The 20,285-nt window shown below is 59.5% G+C and carries 18 protein-coding genes and 1 pseudogene; 13 read left to right on the plus strand and 6 right to left on the minus strand.

The window, feature by feature from the left end; translation table 11 throughout:
* Window positions 1-63: 63 nt before the first annotated feature.
* Both LGL98_RS04380 and LGL98_RS04385 read left to right on the plus strand, forming a co-directional pair.
* Complete coding sequence (locus LGL98_RS04380) at window positions 64-837, plus strand: GntR family transcriptional regulator (RefSeq protein ID WP_002915985.1); 774 nt, start codon at window positions 64-66, stop codon at window positions 835-837.
* Window positions 834-1,313 carry a GNAT family N-acetyltransferase gene (locus tag LGL98_RS04385; RefSeq protein ID WP_136029246.1) on the plus strand — a complete coding sequence of 160 codons (480 nt, stop codon included), beginning with the start codon at window positions 834-836 and terminating at the stop codon, window positions 1,311-1,313. Before LGL98_RS04380 ends, LGL98_RS04385 begins: the two co-directional genes overlap by 4 nt.
* Here LGL98_RS04385 and galR read toward each other — a convergent pair.
* Window positions 1,274-2,290 carry an HTH-type transcriptional regulator GalR gene (galR, locus tag LGL98_RS04390; RefSeq protein ID WP_002915981.1) on the minus strand — a complete coding sequence of 339 codons (1,017 nt, stop codon included), beginning with the start codon at window positions 2,288-2,290 and terminating at the stop codon, window positions 1,274-1,276. The genes LGL98_RS04385 and galR overlap by 40 nt on opposite strands.
* Window positions 2,291-2,911: 621 nt before the next feature.
* Here galR and aas point away from each other — a divergent pair.
* Entirely contained in the window at window positions 2,912-5,071 is a 2,160-nt protein-coding gene (gene aas, locus LGL98_RS04400; RefSeq protein WP_087804657.1) for a bifunctional acyl-ACP--phospholipid O-acyltransferase/long-chain-fatty-acid--ACP ligase, read from the plus strand.
* Complete coding sequence (gene lplT, locus LGL98_RS04405) at window positions 5,064-6,257, plus strand: lysophospholipid transporter LplT (protein WP_136029248.1); 1,194 nt, start codon at window positions 5,064-5,066, stop codon at window positions 6,255-6,257. Before aas ends, lplT begins: the two co-directional genes overlap by 8 nt.
* Window positions 6,258-6,360: 103 nt before the next feature.
* Here lplT and LGL98_RS04410 read toward each other — a convergent pair whose 3' ends face one another.
* From LGL98_RS04410 to LGL98_RS04430, 5 genes and pseudogenes are all read right to left on the minus strand, one after another.
* Window positions 6,361-7,401 carry an NADP(H)-dependent aldo-keto reductase gene (locus LGL98_RS04410; protein WP_136029250.1) on the minus strand — a complete coding sequence of 347 codons (1,041 nt, stop codon included), beginning with the start codon at window positions 7,399-7,401 and terminating at the stop codon, window positions 6,361-6,363.
* A 220-nt stretch (window positions 7,402-7,621) separates the two neighbouring features.
* Window positions 7,622-7,840 (minus strand): YgdI/YgdR family lipoprotein, encoded by a 219-nt coding sequence (locus LGL98_RS04415; RefSeq protein WP_002915974.1) that lies wholly within the window; start codon window positions 7,838-7,840, stop codon window positions 7,622-7,624.
* Window positions 7,841-7,963: 123 nt separating this feature from the next.
* Window positions 7,964-8,677 (minus strand): TerC family protein, encoded by a 714-nt coding sequence (locus tag LGL98_RS04420; RefSeq protein ID WP_004205441.1) that lies wholly within the window; start codon window positions 8,675-8,677, stop codon window positions 7,964-7,966.
* Window positions 8,678-8,739: 62 nt separating this feature from the next.
* Window positions 8,740-9,435 (minus strand): DNA mismatch repair endonuclease MutH, encoded by a 696-nt coding sequence (gene mutH, locus LGL98_RS04425; protein ID WP_136029252.1) that lies wholly within the window; start codon window positions 9,433-9,435, stop codon window positions 8,740-8,742.
* Window positions 9,436-9,523: 88 nt separating this feature from the next.
* Window positions 9,524-9,664 (minus strand): annotated as a pseudogene (locus LGL98_RS04430) (hypothetical protein); the annotation flags it as partial.
* 453 nt (window positions 9,665-10,117) lie between these two features.
* Between LGL98_RS04430 and rppH the strand changes: the two are divergent.
* The 9 genes from rppH to recC all read left to right on the plus strand — a co-directional run bounded on the left by rppH (window position 10,118) and on the right by recC (window position 20,223).
* Window positions 10,118-10,648 carry an RNA pyrophosphohydrolase gene (gene rppH / locus LGL98_RS04435; RefSeq protein ID WP_004205443.1) on the plus strand — a complete coding sequence of 177 codons (531 nt, stop codon included), beginning with the start codon at window positions 10,118-10,120 and terminating at the stop codon, window positions 10,646-10,648.
* Between the two features lie 12 nt (window positions 10,649-10,660).
* A complete protein-coding gene (gene ptsP, locus LGL98_RS04440; RefSeq protein ID WP_002915935.1) occupies window positions 10,661-12,907 on the plus strand; it encodes a phosphoenolpyruvate--protein phosphotransferase in 2,247 nt (748 codons plus the stop codon).
* Window positions 12,908-13,152: 245 nt separating this feature from the next.
* On the plus strand, window positions 13,153-14,028 hold the full coding sequence (gene lgt, locus LGL98_RS04445) for a prolipoprotein diacylglyceryl transferase (protein ID WP_002915934.1): 876 nt from the start codon (window positions 13,153-13,155) through the stop codon (window positions 14,026-14,028).
* A gap of 6 nt (window positions 14,029-14,034) precedes the next feature.
* Entirely contained in the window at window positions 14,035-14,829 is a 795-nt protein-coding gene (gene thyA / locus LGL98_RS04450) for a thymidylate synthase (protein ID WP_136029256.1), read from the plus strand.
* Between the two features lie 186 nt (window positions 14,830-15,015).
* Window positions 15,016-15,567 (plus strand): prepilin peptidase-dependent protein, encoded by a 552-nt coding sequence (locus LGL98_RS04455; protein ID WP_136029436.1) that lies wholly within the window; start codon window positions 15,016-15,018, stop codon window positions 15,565-15,567.
* Window positions 15,564-16,121 carry a prepilin peptidase-dependent protein gene (locus LGL98_RS04460; RefSeq protein ID WP_136029258.1) on the plus strand — a complete coding sequence of 186 codons (558 nt, stop codon included), beginning with the start codon at window positions 15,564-15,566 and terminating at the stop codon, window positions 16,119-16,121. The genes LGL98_RS04455 and LGL98_RS04460 overlap by 4 nt, the downstream gene beginning before the upstream one ends.
* Window positions 16,118-16,525 (plus strand): DUF2509 family protein, encoded by a 408-nt coding sequence (locus tag LGL98_RS04465; RefSeq protein WP_136029260.1) that lies wholly within the window; start codon window positions 16,118-16,120, stop codon window positions 16,523-16,525. The genes LGL98_RS04460 and LGL98_RS04465 overlap by 4 nt, the downstream gene beginning before the upstream one ends.
* Window positions 16,510-16,833, plus strand: a complete 324-nt coding sequence (locus tag LGL98_RS04470; RefSeq protein WP_136029261.1) for a prepilin-type N-terminal cleavage/methylation domain-containing protein — start codon at window positions 16,510-16,512, stop codon at window positions 16,831-16,833. The genes LGL98_RS04465 and LGL98_RS04470 overlap by 16 nt, the downstream gene beginning before the upstream one ends.
* Window positions 16,834-16,845: 12 nt before the next feature.
* Window positions 16,846-20,223, plus strand: a complete 3,378-nt coding sequence (recC, locus tag LGL98_RS04475) for an exodeoxyribonuclease V subunit gamma (RefSeq protein ID WP_136029263.1) — start codon at window positions 16,846-16,848, stop codon at window positions 20,221-20,223.
* The last annotated feature ends 62 nt before the right edge of the window (window positions 20,224-20,285 follow it).

Here is a 20,285-nt window from a genome sequence, read left to right on the forward strand (position 1 = left end):
GGGCAATATTTGCTAAGATAGCGGCGTATTTGACTCGCAGGCATGTAACGCACAGGTGATTTTGTGGAAAAAGCGATAGTTCCGCCGGAAAAGAAGCCCTATCAGGAGATTGGTGATGACCTGCGCGCCCAGATCGCGCAGGGGCGCTACCCGGTCGGGTCGCGTTTGCCGCCGGAACGCCATATTGCCGAAACCTATGGCGTCAGCCGGACCATCGTGCGCGAAGCGCTGTTGATGCTTGAGCTGCAGGGGACGGTGGATATTCGTCAGGGATCCGGGGTGTATGTTATGCGTATTCCTCACGAGAACGACAGCGAAGAGGAGCAGCTGCTCAGCAGCGACGTCGGTCCGTTTGAAATTCTCCAGGCGCGCCAGCTGCTGGAGAGCAACATCGCCGCCTTTGCCGCGAAAATGGCCACCCGCGCTGATATCGACAATCTGAAGCGGATTATCGAGCAGGAGCAGCGGGCTATCGCCCTCAACGACACCGCGCAGGATAACGCTCGTCTGTTCCATCTGGTGCTGGCCGGGGCGACGCAGAATCAGATGCTGTTGGCGACGGTAGAGCGGATCTGGCTGCAGATGGACAGCAGCCCGCTGTGGCAGCAGTTCAATGTGCATATTGCCAGCCGCGCTTGGCGGCTGAAGTGGCTCGGCGACCGGCAGACCCTGCTCGCCGCGCTGCGGCGTCGCGATGTGATGGGCGCCTGGCAGGCGATGTGGCAGCATCTGGAAAACGTCAAAAACAGCCTTCTGGAGCTGTCCGATGAGGACGCCCCGGATTTTGACGGCTATCTGTTCGACTCGGTGCCGATTTTTCAAGGCAAGCTGGTATGACGATCCTGCCGCTGTACGCTGCGCCGCAGTTCGCCCCGCAGGTGACCGACTGGCTGTGGCAGGCCTTTGGCGGCGAGACGCTGCCGCGGCAATTCTTCGCCAGCATCGTGCAGCATAGCCAGACGGCGGAGGCGCTGCCGTTGACCTTTATTGCGGTGGAAGGCGAGCAGTTGCTCGGCACGATTGGCCTCTGGCGCTGCGATTTGATAAGCCGCCAGGATCTGTTTCCCTGGCTGGCGGCGCTGTACGTCGCGCCCGCCGCCCGCGGTCAGGGGCTGGCCGGAAAACTGCAGCGGCATGTGATCGATTATGCCCGCCGCGCGGGCTTTCGGGAGCTTTATCTCTACTCCGCCTGCCAGGATTTCTACGAACGCTTCGGCTGGCGCTACATCGGCGAGGGGCTGGATTACCCGGCTACCGCCGTGCATCTCTATCGTTACGACTTATCGCCTTCCTGCGGGGCGACCACCGAGTGACGACGCACCAGCGTCGGGCTGAACAGATGGGTGATCTCCGGCGCCGGGCGCTGCTCCGCCAGGGCTAAGGCCAGCTCGGCCGCCTGGGTCGCCATCGTAACGATCGGATAGCGGACGGTGGTCAGCCGTGGGCGGACATAGCGCGAAATCAGGACATCGTCGAAGCCGATCAGCGAAATCTCCCGCGGAACGTCGATGCCGTTGTCATTCAGCACCCCCATCGCGCCGGCGGCCATCGAGTCGTTATAGCAGGCGACGGCGCTAAAGTGGCGGCCGCGGCCAAGCAGTTCGGTCATCGCCTGTTCGCCGCCGCTTTCATCCGGCTCGGCAAACGTGACCAGCCGGTCGTTGCACGGCAGGCCGCTTTCCTCCAGCGCCGCGTAGTACCCCTGCAGCCGATCTTCCGCATCGGAGATATCATGGTTTGAGCACAGATAGCCGATACGCGTGTGCCCCTGCTGGATCAAATGGCGGGTTGCCAGCCAGGCGCCATAGCGGTCGTCCAGCGCCACGCAGCGGGTTTCATATCCGGGGAGGATGCGGTTGATCAGCACCATACCCGGGATCTGCTTCATCAGCCCGGCGAGCTCCTCATCGGGGATCATTTTGGCGTGCACCACCAGCGCCGCGCAGCGGTGGCGGATCAGCTGCTCTATCGCCTGGCGCTCCTTTTGCACGTTGTGGTAGCCATTGCCAATCAGCAAAAAATTGCCGGTGCGGTAGGCCACCTGTTCGACGGCTTTGACCATCGCGCCGAAGAAGGGGTCGGAGACATCGCCCACCACCAGGCCGACGGTTTCCGTTGACTGCTGGGCCAGCGCCCGGGCGTTCGCGTTGGGGTGATAGTTCAGGGTTTCCATCGCCGCGCCCACGGACTGACGCGAAGCTTCGCTGGCTTTGGGAGAGTTGTTGATGACGCGGGAGACGGTAGCGACGGAGACTCCTGCGAGTCGGGCTACATCCTTAATAGTCGCCATACCATGCCTTTTCTAGGGTAAGCGTTTACATACTGCTATGTTACGGGAAAGAGCGGCAGATTCAAGGCGCGGCGGCGAAGGAATGGCGCAAATGTGATTCAGCGCGGGCTTATCGGTGACCTGTTTACATTGACGCGATCGGTAATTGAAACCGGCGTAGGGAAATACAAACCTTTGCTTACACTTTGCGATGCGCTGTTGCGAATGTTCGCTGGTTTGTTCGCGGATCCGGTTGATATTCTGGCTATCCCAGAGGTATTGATAGGTGGAGTCAACGCCACGTTGACCACTTTAATTACACCAGCCTGCGCAGATGCGCAGGTTTTTTTTTGCCCGCCGTCGACGTTGTTACAGATAGCGAAAATCGTAATACCTCGTTGCACTTAGGCTCACTCCCTTGCGTTTTCCCGCTGGCTCGTTACGGCCAAAAAACGTGACAATCGAGATCCCAGAGGTATTGATAGGTGAGTTTCTTAGGTACGCTCTTCGTACTGAACGTCTTACACCGACCTGCGCGGATGCGCAGGTTTTTTTTATTCCGAAAATCTCCCCGCTGCACTGCTTTCCCATGCCTTCTCGTGTAACCTGCTTTGACTCATCAACCGGTCACATGGAGTTGTTATGCTTTTGGGATTTTTCAGACTGTTGTTCAAGGGGTTATACCGGGTCAGACTGACCGGCGACACGCAGGCTTTATACCAGCAAAAGGTCTTAATTACCCCGAACCACGTCTCTTTCCTCGACGGCATTCTGCTGGCGCTGTTTTTGCCGGTCCGACCGGTTTTTGCGGTCTATACCTCAATCAGCCAGCGCTGGTTTATGCGCGCGCTGACGCCGATTATCGATTTTGTGCCGCTGGACCCGACCAAACCGATGTCGATCAAACATCTGGTGCGCCTGATTGAGCAAGGACGGCCGGTGGTTATCTTCCCGGAAGGGCGAATTTCGGTCAGCGGCTCGCTGATGAAAATTTATGACGGCGCTGCCTTTGTCGCCGCCAAATCGCAGGCGACCATCGTGCCGCTGCGCATTGAAGGCGCTGAACTGACGCCCTTCAGCCGGCTGAAGGGGCTGGTGAAACGTCGCCTGTTCCCGCGTATTCAGCTGCATCTCCTGCCGCCTACTCATCTGCCGATGCCCGAGGCGCCGCGCGCCCGCGACCGGCGCAAAATCGCCGGAGAAATGCTGCATCAGATCATGATGGAAGCCCGGATGGCGGTGCGCCCGCGGGAAACCCTGTATGAGTCGCTGCTGGCGGCGCAGGACCGCTTCGGCGCGCGCAAACCCTGCGTGGAGGATATCAACTTCCAGCCGGATACCTATCGCAAGCTGCTGACCAAAACCCTGTTTGTCGCCCGCATTCTGGAAAAATACAGCCAGCCGGGCGAGAAGATCGGCCTGATGCTGCCTAACGCCGGCATCAGCGCGGCGGTGATTTTCGGCGCTATCGCCCGCGGGCGTATTCCGGCGATGATGAACTATACCGCCGGGGTGAAAGGGCTCAGCAGCGCGATAGCCGCCGCGGAAATCAACACCATTTTCACTTCGCGCACCTTTCTCGATAAAGGCAAACTCTGGCACCTGCCGGAGCAGCTGACTCAGGTGCGCTGGGTGTTCCTGGAAGATCTTAAAGGCGATATCACCCTCGCTGACAAACTGTGGATTTTTGGTCATCTGCTGGCGCCGCGTCTGGCGCAGGTTAAGCAGCAGCCGGAAGACGCGGCGATGATCCTCTTCACCTCCGGTTCAGAGGGCAATCCGAAAGGGGTAGTGCATAGCCATAAGAGCCTGCTGGCCAACGTCGAGCAGATCAAAACCATCGCTGACTTTACCGCTAACGACCGCTTTATGTCGGCGTTGCCGCTGTTCCACTCTTTTGGCCTCACCGTCGGCCTGCTGACGCCGCTGTTTACCGGGGCGGAGGTGTTTCTCTATCCCAGCCCGCTGCACTATCGCGTGGTGCCGGAGCTGGTCTACGATCGCAATTGTACGGTGCTGTTCGGCACCTCGACCTTCCTCGCCAACTATGCCCGTTTCGCCAATCCGTATGATTTCTACCGCCTGCGCTATGTGGTCGCCGGGGCGGAGAAACTGCAGGAGAGCACCAAACAGCTGTGGCAGGATAAATTCGGCCTGCGCATTCTCGAAGGTTATGGCGTGACCGAGTGCGCGCCGGTGGTCTCGATTAACGTGCCGATGGCGGCGAAGGTTGGCACCGTGGGCCGCATCCTGCCGGGGATGGACGCTCGCCTGCTGGCGATGCCAGGCATTGAGCAAGGGGGGCGGCTGCAGCTGAAAGGGCCGAACATCATGAAAGGCTACCTGCGGGTGGAAAACCCCGGCGTGCTGGAAGCGCCTGCGGCGGAAAACCAGCATGGCGAGATGGAAGCGGGATGGTATGACACCGGGGATATCGTGACCTTCGACGAGCAGGGCTATGTTCGCATCCAGGGCCGCGCGAAGCGCTTTGCCAAAATTGCCGGCGAGATGATCTCCCTCGAGATGGTGGAGCAGGTGGCCCTCGGCGCGTCGCCGGACAAAATGCACGCCACGGCGATTAAACAGGACGCCAGCAAAGGCGAGGCGCTGGTGCTGTTTACCACCGATAATGAACTGACTCGCGAAGCCCTGCTGCGCTACGCCCGCCAGCACGGGGTTCCGGAGCTGGCGGTGCCGCGAGATATACGCTGGCTGAAACAGCTACCGGTGCTCGGTAGCGGCAAGCCAGACTATGTCACCCTGAAAAACATGGTCGACGAGGCGGAAACAACCCATGAGTGAGTCAGTACATACTAACCCTTCGCTGTACTCGAAAGGGATGCTGGCGGTAATCGGCGCCCAGTTCCTGTCGGCCTTCGGCGACAATGCGCTTCTCTTCGCCACCCTGGCGCTGATGAAGCAGCTCTATTATCCGGAGTGGAGCCAGCCGGTCCTGCAGATGTTGTTTGTGGGCGCTTACATTCTTTTTGCTCCTTTTGTCGGCCAGTTTGCCGATAGCTTTGCCAAAGGCCGGGTGATGATGGTGGCCAACGGTCTGAAGCTGCTCGGCGCCGGCTGCATCTGCTTCGGTGTCAATCCGTTTATCGGCTATACGCTGGTGGGGATTGGCGCCGCCGCCTACTCGCCGGCCAAGTATGGCATTCTTGGCGAACTCACCACCGGCGATAAGTTAGTGAAGGCTAACGGACTGATGGAGTCCTCGACCATCGCGGCGATCCTGCTGGGCTCCATGGCCGGCGGGATCCTCGCCGACTGGCACGTGCTGGCGGCGCTGATCGTCTGCGCGCTGGTCTACGGCGGGGCGGTGGTAGCTAACCTGTGGATACCCAGGCTGCCGGCGGCGCGTCCGGGGCAGTCATGGCGTTTTAAGCCGATGACGCACAGCTTCTTCAGCGCCTGCCGCACGCTGTGGCGCAACGGCGAAACCCGTTTTTCGCTGATGGGGACCAGCCTGTTCTGGGGCGCTGGCGTGACCCTGCGCTTCCTGCTGGTGATCTGGGTGCCGGTGGCGCTGGGCATAACCAGCAACGCCATGCCTACCTATCTTAATGCGATGGTGGCGGTGGGGATTGTGCTGGGTGCCGGGGCGGCGGCGAAGCTGGTGACCCTGGAGACGGTGTCGCGCTGTATGCCGGCCGGGATTTTGATCGGTATCGCGGTGATAGCCTTTGCGGTGCAGCAGTCGCTGCTGCCGGCGTTCGGTCTGCTGTTACTGCTCGGGGTGTTCGGCGGGTTCTTTATCGTACCGCTGAATGCGCTGCTGCAGGAGCGTGGGAAACATTCGGTCGGGGCAGGTAACGCTATTGCGGTACAGAACCTCGGTGAGAACGTGGCGATGCTGCTGATGCTGGGGCTCTATTCTCTGGCGGTGAGCGTTGGCGTTCCGGCGGTCGCCGTGGGGATAGGCTTTGGCGCGGTATTCGCCGTGGCCATTGCCGCGCTGTGGGTCTGGGGGCGGCGTAAATAACCTCCCGGCTTGCGCTGCGCTTAACCGGGAGACGGGTTCACCAATATCTGCTCTTCGGTAGCCCGGGTAAGGCGTATACGCCGCTACCCGGGGCTTTGCTTTCTTACGGTGCCGGGTAGGTATAAACCTGATGCACCGCCTCAATCTCCGCTAATACCTCTTCGCTCAGCTCAAGCTGCAAACTTTCCACGTTGGTCTGCAGCTGCGTCATGGTCGTCGCCCCCAGCAGGGTGCTGGCGACAAACGGCTGCCGACGCACAAAGGCCAGCGCCATTTGCGCCGGATCGAGGCCATGGCGTTTGGCGATATCCACATAGGCCGCTACCGCTTTCTGCGACTGCTCGCTGCTGTAGCGCGTAAAGCGGCTGAACAGCGTATTGCGCGCCCCCGCCGGCTTCGCACCGTTGAGATACTTGCCGGTCAGTGTGCCGAAAGCCAGGCAGGAGTAGGCCAGCAGCTCCACGCCTTCGAACTGGCTCACTTCCGCGAGGCCGACTTCAAAGCTGCGGTTCAGCAGGCTGTAAGGATTCTGAATGGTCACGATCCGCGGCAGGTCGTGCTTATCCGCCAGGTGCAGATAACGCATCACGCCGAAGGCGGTTTCGTTCGACACGCCGATGTAGCGGATCTTCCCGGCGCGCTGGAACTCGGTCAACGCTTCGAGGGTATCCAGCAGGGTCACCGCGGGCGCGGCGTCGGCCCAGGTGTAGCCCAGCTTGCCAAAGCAGTTGGTTGGGCGCTGCGGCCAGTGAACCTGATATAGGTCGAGATAATCGGTCTGCAGCCGCTTCAGGCTGGCGTGCAGCGCCTCGCGGATATTTTTACGGTCCAGGACGTGATTGGGCCGAATGCTGCTGTCGTTATTGCGCGCGGGCCCGCTAACTTTGGAGGCCAGCACCAGCTTTTCGCGATTGCCGCGTTTCGCCAGCCAGTTGCCGACGTAGGTTTCGGTCAGCCCCTGGGTTTCCGGGCGCGGCGGGACCGGGTACATTTCGGCGACATCGATCAGGTTGATGCCATTGGCAACCGCGTAATCGAGCTGCTGATGGGCATCGGCCTCGCTGTTCTGTTCGCCAAAAGTCATGGTTCCCAGCCCGAGGGTGCTGATTTCAAGAGAACTGTGTGGGATACGGTGATACTGCATAGCCAGCTTCCTTTTTATTTATAAGGTCAGGCATTCCCCGACAAAGGAGTATCAACATGGCAGAGGGTGAGAAAAAGAGGAAGTAAAAAATCAAAAAAGCCGGGTGACGAGGAGGGGCGGTGGGTGAAACCCGCGGCGTCCTGGTATATCCCGACTCTTCTCAAAAGACTGGTGGTCGGTAAGCGCAGCGTCAACAGAAGCTGGGGCCGACAGGGAAAGATTAACGCTTAATGATTTGCGAAACGTCGTCACGATTGATCTGCATTTTATTACCCTGCTGATCTTCGTAGCTGATAAGACCGGTATCGTCATCCACGGTAGGTTTACCGTCGGTCAGGATCATTCGCCCATCTTTGGTCGCCATGACGTAATCGCTGCTGCAACCGGAAACCGAGAACGCCAGTCCTACGGCGGAAATCAATACTGCCCATTTTTTCATCGTCAACACCTCTTCAGTAGCTGCACCCCATACCCCTCTATTAATAGCCTGATTTGTGAGACATAAAAAGCAGTAAAGTCTGAAAAAGGGTTGCAGCCTGTGACCAGGCTGCAATTTTGTGGTTTATAGCGGGTTTTTCTTATTACGCAGCAGGTTAAGGCTCTCCACCGCGATAGAGAAGAACATAGCGAAATAGATGTATCCCTTCGGCACATGGACGTCGAAACTTTCCAGCATCAGGGTAAAGCCGACGAGGATCAGAAACGACAGCGCCAGCATTTTCACCGAAGGATGACGGTCAACAAAATCGCCGATAGGTCGTGCGGCGAACATCATCACCCCCACCGCGATCACCACCGCCGCCATCATGATGAACAGATGATCCGACAGGCCGACGGCGGTGATGACGGAATCGAGGCTAAAGATGATATCCAGCAGCATGATCTGCACAATGGCGCCGAGGAAGGAGTGAACGTTAGTTTTCAGCCCCTCCTCTTCACCTTCGATAGATTCATGGATCTCTTTACTGGCTTTCCAGATAAGGAACAGCCCGCCGAGCAGCAAGATCAGATCGCGAAACGAGATCTCCTGACCGAGGACGGTGAAGAGCGGATTGGTCAGCTTAACGACCCAGGCGATAGAGGCCAGCAGCGCCAGACGCATGACCATCGCGCCCATCAAACCGATCCGCCGCGCATGGGCGCGCTGGGCGGTAGGTAGCTTGGCCACGACCAGAGAGAGGAAAATAATATTATCGATCCCGAGCACGATCTCCAGCAGCGTCAACGTGCCCAGCGCCAGCCAGGCGTTAGGATCGGTTATCCATGCAAATAACATTGTTCAAAGTCCTGCAAAATAGAAAGCAGCAATTATATGCAACCCCAACGCAGAACAAAAAATTAATCGTGTTGTAACAAGAAATGGCGGGCAAGCAGGGCGGCGGTAAAATTCTTTTTCAGATAGAAACCGCGCGGCAGCGTAAGGATCGTCTCGCCGCGGGCGCCGATGGCTTCGGTCAGCGCCTTGCTGTTGGCGGCTTTCGGTCTTAACTGCAGCACCTCGCCGTGGCGGGCGGTGATGCGCTCGACTTCGCCCAGAACAATGAGATCCATCAGCTCCTCCCAGTCCATGCGCAGCTGACGCTCCTCGTCTTCGTCCGGGCTCCATAACAGCGGTGCGCCGACGCGCCGCGCCGCCAGCGGGATGGTGCGCTCCCCCTCCACCGGGATCCACAGGACGCGCTGTAGCTTATGTCGTACATGGCTGCTCTCCCAGGTGACGCCGCTATTGCCGGTTAACGGGGCGACGCAGACAAAGGTGGTTTCCAGCGGACGCCCCCGGCTGTCGATGGGGATCGTTTTGAGTTCGACCCCCAGCGCGGCGAAATCCTGTTCAGGTTTACTGCCTGCGCTGGCGCCAAGCCACAGCTCCAGCAGAATGCCCGTCCAGCCTTTATCGCGTTTAAGATCGCGCGGAATGGGGATCCCCGCCAGCGCCGCCAGCTCGCCCAGCGAATAGCCGGCCAGCTGGCGGGCCTGGGCCAGCAGCTGTTCCTGACTTTGCGGCGGTGAGGCGAGCGGAGCGATGGTGGGCATAGGGCAATACCTTTGGTTAAAAAATGAGCGCTAATTTTGCGCGTTGTGGATAGAGTTTACCGTTTTCTGAGTAACTATACCAATCACATGATTTATATGGCTTTTTAAACTTATCATGCGGCTGATGAAAACGGTGAAAACGGGTTTTCCAGAACTGGTCACTGACAATAAACAGGATCTTACACCATGTTATCCACAGAAAAGTGGGATAACTGGGGAAAAGCCCCACTACTGGTTCGATTTACAGCCTTGACGTGCGACGAAAATCGAAATTTTAGAGAAAATCTGCCCGAGGCCTGCGCGTAATCTGTGGATAAAATCGACATTGCTCGATCTTTCATCAGTCGCCGGATCGCATATGTGATGATCGTCACGTTATGCTGTAATAAGTGAAAGGAATATATTCTAACTTAATGAATATGCTATCATTATTTTAAGGTGCTAGCGATGCGATGTTCGGATTACTCTGGGTTTTCCCGGGTTAATTCCGTACTTCTTCACAACTCTATCCACAGAAAAAGTGAATAAAATCGGCTGTCACGCGCTTTCATTGTTTATAACTCTGGCCATTACTGTGAGTTATTCAAATGTTATCCGTTCTCAGTGTGCGAACAGAGTGGTTTACCGTTTCCGGCGAGTGTGAAACAATCATTCACATTGAAGCTTATCTTGAGGTAGTCCGGTGATTGATGACGATGGCTACCGCCCAAATGTCGGTATTGTAATCTGTAATCGTCAGGGCCAGGTGATGTGGGCCCGACGCTATGGTCAGCACTCGTGGCAGTTCCCGCAAGGGGGCATAAATCCAGGAGAATCCGCAGAGCAGGCGATGTATCGGGAATTGTTTGAAGAGGTCGGGTTAAGCCGTAAAGATGTGCGGATCCTGGCCTCAACCCGTAACTGGCTGCGTTACAAGTTGCCTAAACGTTTGGTGCGTTGGGACACAAAGCCGGTTTGTATCGGCCAGAAACAAAAGTGGTTTCTTTTGCAGTTGATCGGCAACGATGCGGACATCAATATGCAAACCAGCAGTACACCTGAATTTGATGGTTGGCGCTGGGTGAGTTACTGGTACCCGGTTCGCCAGGTGGTGTCGTTCAAGCGCGACGTCTACCGCCGGGTGATGAAAGAGTTCGCCAGCGTGACCATGTCGCTGGCGGAGAGTGCACCTAAGCCGCAAAGCGCGCCTGCTTATCGACGTAAAAGAGGTTAAGCCACGCACATTATGCTCACTCGGTTGCGAGAAATAGTCGAGAAGGTCGCGAGTGCGCCGCGTTTAAACGAGGCGCTGGATATTCTGGTGACGGATGTCTGCCAGGCGATGGAGACGGAAGTCTGCTCGGTTTACCTGGCTGACAATGACCGACGCTGCTATTACCTGATGGCCACCCGCGGGTTAAAAAAACCTCGCGGGCGCACCGTTGCGCTGGCGTTCGATGAAGGCCTGGTGGGGCTGGTCGGCCGCCTGGCAGAGCCCATCAACCTCGCTGATGCGCAAAAACACCCCAGCTTCAAATATATCCCTGCCGTCAAAGAGGACCGCTTCCGCGCCTTCCTTGGCGTGCCGATCATTCAGCGCCGCCAGCTGTTGGGCGTGCTGGTGGTCCAGCAGCGCGAGCTGCGTCAGTTTGATGAAAGCGAAGAGTCTTTCCTCGTCACCCTCGCCACCCAGATGGCGGCGATCCTCTCCCAGTCCCAGCTGAACGCCCTGTTCGGCCAGTATCGTCAGACGCGTATTCGCGCTCTGCCAGCCTCCTCCGGGGTGGCAATCGCCGAAGGCTGGATGGACGTCAGCCTGCCGTTGATGGAGCAGGTGTATGAAGCCTCGACGCTGGATACCGCCTCGGAACGCGAACGCCTGACCGGCGCGCTGGAAGAGGCGGCCAACGAGTTTCGTCGCTACAGCAAACGCTATGCTGCCGGAGCGCAAAAAGAGACGGCGGCGATATTCGATCTCTACTCGCACCTCCTCTCCGACGCCCGCCTGCGTCGCGAGCTGTTTGCCGAAGTCGATAAAGGCGCGGTGGCCGAGTGGGCGGTCAAAAAGATCATTGAGAAGTTCGCCGAACAGTTTGCCGCGCTCAGCGACGGCTATTTGAAAGAGCGAGCCGGCGATCTGCGTACCCTGGGTCAGCGTCTGCTGTTCCATCTCGATGACAGTATTCAGGGGCCCAACACCTGGCCGGCGCGCATTATCCTCGTGGCGGACGAGCTGTCGGCCACCACCCTCGCCGAGGTGCCGCAGGATCGCCTGGCCGGCGTGGTGGTGCGCGATGGCGCTGCCAACTCCCATGCCGCTATTATGGTGCGCGCCCTCGGGATCCCGACGGTGATGGGGGCCGATATCCAGCCCTCTCTGCTGCATGGCCATACGCTGATTGTCGATGGCTATCGCGGTGAGCTGCTGGTGGATCCTGAACCTGTCCTGTTGCAGGAGTATCAGCGCCTTATCAGCGAAGAGAACGAACTCAGCCGCCTGGCGGAGGACGATCTCCAGCGCGCGTCGGAGCTGAAAAGCGGTGAGCGGGTGAAAGTCATGCTCAACGCCGGCTTAAGCCCGGAGCACGAAGAGAAGCTCGGCAGCTTTGTTGACGGCATTGGCCTCTACCGCACCGAAATTCCCTTTATGCTGCAGAGCGGCTTCCCCTCAGAGGAGGAGCAGGTCGCCCAGTATCAGGGCATGCTGCAGATGTTTAACAGCAAACCGGTGACCCTGCGTACCCTGGACATCGGCGCCGATAAACAGCTGCCGTATATGCCGATCAGTGAAGAAAACCCATGCCTCGGCTGGCGCGGGATCCGCATCACCCTCGATCAGCCGGAGATCTTTTTGATCCAGGTGCGGGCGATGCTGCGCGCCAACGCCGCCACCGGCAACCTCAGCATTTTGCTGCCGATGGTGACCAGTCTGGAGGAGGTGGATGAGGCCCGTCGGCTGATCGATCGCGCCAGCCGGGAAGTGGAAGAGATGATCGGCTACGCCATCCCACGTCCACGTCTGGGGGTGATGCTGGAGGTCCCGTCGATGGTCTTTATGCTGCCGCAGCTGGCCAGCCGGATCGATTTTATCTCGGTAGGGACGAACGACCTGACCCAGTACCTGCTGGCCGTCGACCGCAACAATACCCGCGTCGCCAGCATGTATGACAGCCTGCATCCTGCGGTATTGCGGGCGCTGGCGATGATTGCCCATGACGCGGAGCGCTTTGGCATCGATCTGCGACTATGCGGCGAGATGGCGGGCGACCCGATGTGCGTGACGATCCTCATCGGTCTCGGTTACCGCCATCTGTCGATGAACGGCCGCTCGGTGGCGAGGGTGAAGTATCTGCTGCGCCGCATCGATATCGAAGAGGCGCAGGAGCTGTCGCGTCGCAGCCTCGATGCCCAGATGACCGCCGAGGTCCGCCATCAGGTGGCGGCCTTTATGGAGCGTCGTGGTCTCGGCGGCCTGATCCGCGGCGGGCGGTAACGGTAGCCCGGGTGAGGCGTAAGCCGTAACCCGGGGATCCTCTGTTCGCACCCTCCGGCAAAATAGGGTACCGCCGGGAAAACGGCATTCTGTTAGCATCCGTATACATATCTTTTACACGTTCGGCGCGGATCGCTCTTGTGGCTTATGCTATGATTCGCCTCCTTCGGCGTGCCCGTTTTGTTCGGGCATGGATCATCACCGCTGTCCACTTTCGGCGGAATAACAAGTCTTTATGGTGACAGATGAATAGTGGCTACCTGCATTTTCCGGAGTTCGATCCGGTCATTTTTTCTCTAGGCCCGGTCTCCCTCCACTGGTACGGTTTGATGTACCTGGTGGGCTTTGTCTTTGCGATGTGGCTGGCCACCCGTCGGGCGAATCGTCCGGGCAGCGGCTGGACGAAAAATGAAGTGGAAAACCTGCTTTACGCGGGCTTTCTCGGCGTCTTCCTGGGCGGCCGTATCGGCTACGTGCTGTTTTACAACCTGCCGGTATTTCTTGCCGATCCGCTGTATCTGTTCCGTGTCTGGGACGGCGGCATGTCGTTCCACGGCGGCCTGATCGGCGTGATCCTGGTGATGATTATCTTCGCCAGACGCACTAAACGCACCTTCTTCCAGGTCTCCGATTTTATCGCGCCGCTGATCCCATTTGGTCTTGGCGCCGGGCGTCTGGGCAACTTTATCAACGGCGAGCTGTGGGGCCGCGTGGACCCGAGCTTCCACTACACGATGATTTTCCCGGGCTCCCGTGCCGAAGACCTGGCGCTGCTGCCGACGCATCCGGAATGGCAATCGCTGTTCGATACCTACGGCGCGCTGCCGCGCCACGCGTCGCAGCTTTACGAGCTGGCGCTGGAGGGCGTGGTGCTGTTCCTGATCCTGAACCTGTTTATCCGCAAACCGCGCCCAACCGGCTCCGTTTCCGGCCTGTTCCTGATTGGCTATGGCCTGTTCCGCATCATCGTGGAATTCTTCCGCCAGCCCGACGCCCAGTTCACCGGCGGCTGGGTGCAGTACATCAGCATGGGGCAGATTCTTTCGATCCCGATGGTGCTTGCGGGTATCATCATGATGGTTTGGGCTTATCGCCACCGTCCGCAGCAACAGAATTCTTGAGGAACCATGAAACAGTATCTTGATTTGATGCAGAAAGTGCTCACCGAGGGCACGCCAAAAAATGACCGCACCGGCACTGGCACGATCTCTATTTTCGGCCATCAGATGCGTTTTAACCTGCAGGAAGGCTTCCCGCTGGTGACCACCAAGCGCTGTCATTTACGCTCCATCATCCATGAACTGCTGTGGTTCCTGCAGGGAGACACCAACATCGCCTATCTGCACGACAACAACGTCACCATCTGGGATGAGTGGGCAGATGAAAATGGCGACCTGGGGCCGGTTTACGGTAAACAGTGGCGTTCCTGGCCTGCGCCGGATGGCCGCCATATCGACCAGATCAGCACGGTGATGAACCAGCTGAAAAACGACCCGGATTCCCGCCGGATCATCGTGTCGGCGTGGAACGTCGGTGAACTGGATAAAATGGCGCTGGCGCCGTGCCACGCCTTCTTCCAGTTCTACGTCGCCGACGGCAAGCTCTCCTGCCAGCTGTATCAGCGCTCCTGCGACGTATTCCTCGGCCTGCCGTTCAATATCGCCAGCTACGCGCTGCTGGTGCATATGGTGGCGCAGCAGTGCGATCTGCAGGTCGGTGATTTCGTCTGGACCGGCGGCGATACTCACTTGTACAGCAACCATCTCGAGCAGACTCACCTGCAGCTGAGCCGCGAACCGCGTCCGCTGCCGAAGCTGGTCATCAAGCGCAAACCGGCGTCGATTTTCGACTACCGCTTTGAAGACTTCGAGATTGAAGGTTACGATCCGCACCCAGGCATTAAAGCGCCGGTAGCGATTTAACCCCCCCGTAGAGATAACCAACCGGCGCCCGATGGCGCCGGTTTTTTTATGCCCTTTGCACCACATCCCGATGGGGTATCTCCATTGCCGCAGGGATAAGATCGATTTCACCTGATCCCAGGCCACAGACGGTTGCGGTGGGGGAAGTTGGGTAGATGCTCGCAAAAAAATGTTCTGCTGTTGGTGATACAAACCTTTTTTGCGTATCTGGCCGGAAAAGCCATTTTCCGTCGTCGCGCCAGGGCCAATCGCCGCGGCATACTCGACACCATGAACAGAGAACATGGTTATACCCTGATGGAAACCCTGGTAACGCTGACGTTAATGATGATCCTCAGCGTCGGCGGCCTGTACGGCTGGCAGCGCTGGCAGCAGCAGCAACGACTGTGGCAAACCGCCGCCCAGGTGCGGGATTTTCTGCTCTTTCTGCGCGATGACGCCAACGCGTACAACCGGGACCGTTTGCTTCGCATCGGCCAGGACGAGGCGGGCTGGTGCCTGAGTGCGCAGGGGGAAGGGGCGGACTGCACCGCCGGGTCGGCCTTCACGCTGCGTCCGCGCTGGCCGGGGATCACGCTGGTCGGTGTTACGCCTGGTCTGGGGTTTTATGGTCTGCGCAGCACCGCCTGGGCGGGGAATCTGCGGCTGCAGAGCGCGGCCGGCAGCTGGAGCATCGTGATCTCACACTGGGGGCGGATTCGTTTATGCCCCAGCGACAGCGCAGGGGGATGTCAGTGAACAGTCGCGGATTTTCCCTGGCGGAGGCGCTGATCGCCATGGCGATCGGCTCGCTGCTGCTGATGGGGGCCTGCCGCTTTCTGCCTGCCCTGCAGCGTCATATTCTGCGCCAGGGCGAACAGCTGGCCCTGGAGAACGAGCTGTGGCAGCGCGTGCATGCCCTGGGAAAACATCTGCAGCGCGCCGGGTACTGCCGGGGAGCGTGCGGCGAAGCCGGGCTGGAGCTAGCCGCCGGCGGCGAGTGTCTGATTGTGCGCTGGGATGCGAACAGCAACGGGAGATGGGAAACCTCCCCCGCGGCAGCGGCGGAGAGCACCGGCTTTCGCCTGCGCGACGGCGCGCTGGAGACCTTGCGCGGGGCCAGCGACTGCCGCGGCGGCGGATGGGAGAAAATCACCAACCCGGGCGCCATTGTGGTGACGCGCTTCTCGGTACAACGTCAGGTCACCCCGGGCTTTGCGCCGGAGCTGAGCGTGACGCTGGCGGCGCGCTCTGCCCGGCAGGCGGGGCTGGTGAGTGAGGTGGAGCAGCGAGTGACGGGGTATAACCTGTGATCCGCCAGCGAGGAATGTCGTCGCTGCTGATGGTGCTTCTGTTGCTGACTCTCGGCAGCCTGCTTCTTGAGGGGCTTAACCTGCAGCAGCGGGCGCTGCTGGCGCAAACCGCCAGCGAAACGCAGGCGATCCGCAATACGGCGATGGCCCATTCGGCGCTGCAGTGGGGAAAACAGCAAGTCTGGTCGGCGCAGGTGGCGCTGGCCTGTCGGGAGCAGACGCAGCAGGGCTGGCGCGCCTGTCTGCGTATCTTCGGCGACGGCTCACTGTTGCTCAGCAGCGCCAGCGGCGAGGTGCAGGTCTGGCAGTCCGGCGAGGTGCGCGGTGGGCAGGTGCGTTTTTCCGCCCACGGCTGGAGCGATTTTTGCCCGCTCAGGGAGGTGAGCTTATGTCAAATGCCCTGAAGCGTCAGCGGGGGTTTAGCCTGCCGGAGACCGTGCTGGCGATGGCGCTGATGGTGCTGACGGTCACCGCGCTGGGCGGCTATCAGCGCGGAATGGCGCAAGGAACTGTCCAGTTGAACCAGACCCGTCAACTGTGGCGCGACGCGTGGCGCTATAGCCAGCTCTCCGCGCCACCGTCGCCGGCACGCGGGCAGGTAAGCCGTATGCAGACATCGAGGCAAAGATGTGTCAGCATCACGGTAACGATCAGTATGCCCGTTGCAAAGCGGGTGCAGATGACCCGGCTGCATTGCCCGGTCAGCCAGTAGTCAGGAGCAATTATGTTAAGGGTATACCACTCAAACCGGCTGGATGTTCTCGAGGCGTTGATGGAGTTTATCGTCGAGCGCCAGCGGCTGGATGACCCTTTTCAGGCCGAAATGGTGCTGGTGCAGAGTACCGGCATGGCGCAGTGGCTGCAGATGACCCTGGCCTCGCGCTTCGGGATTGCCGCCAATATCGAGTTCCCGCTGCCGGCAAGCTTTATCTGGGATATGTTCGTGCGTGTTCTGAAAGATATTCCGGGCGAAAGCGCTTTCAGCAAGCAGAGCATGAGCTGGAAGCTGATGACCCTCCTGCCGCAGCACCTGGAGGAAGACGATTTTATCCTGCTTCGCCAGTATCTGAGCGATGACGGCGACAAGCGCAAGCTGTTTCAACTCGCCGCCCGGGTGGCAGACCTCTATGACCAGTACCTCGTCTATCGCCCGGAGTGGCTGATGCGCTGGGAGGCCGGCCAGCGGGTGGAAGGCCTCGGCGATGCCCAGCAGTGGCAGGCGCCGCTGTGGAAAGCGCTGGTGAGCTACACCGCCGAGCTGGGGCAGCCGCAGTGGCACCGCGCCAATCTCTACCAGCGTTTTATCAGTACCCTGGAAAAAGCGGAAGAACCGCCCGCCGGGCTGCCGTCGCGCGTCTTCATCTGCGGGATTTCCGCGCTGCCGCCGGTCTATCTGCAGGCGCTGCAGGCGTTGGGTAAGCATGTCGATGTCTATGTCTTGTTTACCAACCCCTGCCGCTACTACTGGGGAGATATTAAGGATCCGGCGTTTCTGGCGAAGCTGCTATCGCGTCAGCGGCGTCATCACCGCGAGGCGCGCGCGCTACCCCTGTTTCGCGACACCGAGCAGGCGCCGGGGTTGTTTAATGACGCCGGGGAACAGGATGTCGGCAACCCGTTGCTCGCCTCCTGGGGCAAACTGGGGCGCGACTATATCTACCTGCTGGCAGGGCTGGAGCGCTATGAGGAGCTGGACGCTTTTGTCGACATCGCCCCCGATAACCTGTTGCATAACCTGCAGTCGGATATCCTCGAACTGCGCAACGCGGCGGTGGCCGGGCAGAGCGCAGAGGCGTTCGCCCACAGTCGCGACAAACGTCCGCTGGCGCTGGATGACCGCAGTCTGAGCATACACGTCTGCCACAGTCCGCAGCGCGAAGTGGAGGTTCTGCACGATAGGCTACTGGCGATGCTGGAGGCAGATCCGACGCTCACACCGCGGGATATCATCGTCATGGTGGCGGATATCGACAGCTACAGCCCCTATATACAGGCGGTGTTTGGCGCTGCCAGCGGCGATCGCTGGCTGCCGTGGGCAATCTCCGACCGGCGCGCCCGCGAGTCACACCCGGTGCTGCAGGCGTTTATTACGCTGCTCTCGCTGCCGGACAGCCGCTTCGCCAGCGAAGATGTGCTGGCGCTGCTGGACGTCCCGGTGCTGGCGGCGCGCTTTAATATCACGGAAGAAGGGCTGCGCTACCTGCGCCAGTGGGTGAACGAGTCCGGCGTCCGCTGGGGAATGGATGACGACAACGTCCGCGAGCTGGATCTGCCGGCGACCGGGCAGCATACCTGGCGGTTCGGCCTCACCCGCATGCTGTTGGGCTACGCGATGGACAGCCGCGAGGGAGAATGGCAGTCGGTGCTGCCGTATGACGAATCCAGCGGTTTGATCGCCGAACTGGTGGGCAACCTCGCGTCGCTGCTGATGCAGCTTAATCTGTGGCGACGCGGCCTGGCCCAGCAGCGGCCGCTGGCGGAGTGGCTGCCGGTCTGTCGCGATCTGCTCAATGACTTTTTCCTGCCGGACAGTGAGACCGAAGCGGCGCTGGCGCTGATTGAGCAGCAGTGGCTGGCGGTTATTGATAGCGGTCTGGAGGCGCAGTATGGCGAGCAGGTGCCGCTGACGCTGCTGCGCGATGAGCTGGCCCAGCGCCTCGATCAGCAGCGGATCAGCCAGCGCTTTCTTGCCGGCCCGGTCAACATCTGCACCCTGATGCCGATGCGTTCGATTCCCTTTAAGGTGGTATGCCTGCTGGGGATGAATGACGGGGTTTATCCGCGCACGCTGCCGCCGCTGGGCTTTGATTTAATGAGTCAGAAGCCGCAGCGCGGCGACCGCAGCCGGCGCGATGATGACCGCTATCTGTTCCTCGAGGCGCTGATGTCCGCCGAACAGACGCTGTATATTAGCTATATCGGACGTTCGATCCAGGACAACAGCGAGCGCTTTCCTTCGGTGCTGGTGCAGGAGCTGGTGGATTACATTGGCCAGAGTCACTGTCTCGCTGGCGACGAGGAGCTTGATTGCGACGCCAGCGAGGCGCGGGTTAAAGCCCATATCACCCACCTGCATACACGCATGCCGTTCGACGTCGCTAATTTCCAGGAAGACGAGAACAAAAGCTACGCCCGCGAATGGCTGGCCGCCGCCGGCCAGCAAGGGGAAGCGCATAGCGACTTCATTCAGCCGCTCACCGCGCCGCCGATTGACAGCCTGCCGTTCGATCAGCTCTTACGCTTCTGGCAGCACCCGGTACGCGCGTTCTTTCAGCAGCGTTTGCGGGTCAATTTCCGCGCCGAAGAGGACGATATTCCAGACGACGAGCCCTTCACTCTTGAAGGGCTGAGCCGTTATCAACTGAATCAGCAACTGCTTAATACGCTTATCGAGGAGCAGGACGTCTCAGCCATGTTCCGCCGCTTTCGCGCCGCCGGCGAGCTGCCGTATGGCGCCTTTGGCGAGCTGGTCTGGGAGACGCAGCGCCTGGAGATGCAGGCCCTGGCCGAGCGGGTGATGGCCGAGCGCCAGCAGGCGCAGAGCATGGAGATCGATCTCCAGTGCGGCGGCGTGAACCTGACCGGCTGGCTGCAGCAGGTGCAGCCGGACGGTCTGCTGCGCTGGCGGCCTTCGCTGCTGAGCGTCTCCCAGGGGATGCAACTTTGGCTGGAACACCTTGTCTACTGTGCCAGCGGCGGCACCGGCGAGAGCCGGCTGTTTGTGCGGAAAGAGGGAGAGTGGCGCTTCCCGGCGCTGGCGCCCGCCGAGGCGCAGGCGTACCTTAATGCGCTGGTGGATGGCTATTTGCTGGGGATGTCGCAGCCGCTGCTGCTGCTGCCGGAAAGCGGTGGCGCCTGGCTGAAAGCCTGTTACGACACCGAAAAGGATGTCATCTTAATGGACGAAGAGACGCAGCAGAAAGCGCGGAGCAAATTCCTGCAGACCTACGAAGGTAACATGGTGGTCAGCGGGGAGGGCGCCGATATCTGGTATCAACGCCTGTGGCGTTCGCTGGAGCCGAAGCATTACGAAGAAATCATTGCCCAGACGCAGCGTTATCTGTTACCGCTATATCGTTACCATCGGTCCACACAAATTTAAATAGTATAAAAATTGCGCAGTGAATGGCGGTTCATTTAATATGCGCAACGTATCACGGACTG

Origin of the sequence: Klebsiella africana (assembly GCF_020526085.1) — a bacterium.
In the GTDB taxonomy this organism is placed as follows: Bacteria; Pseudomonadota; Gammaproteobacteria; order Enterobacterales; family Enterobacteriaceae; genus Klebsiella; species Klebsiella africana.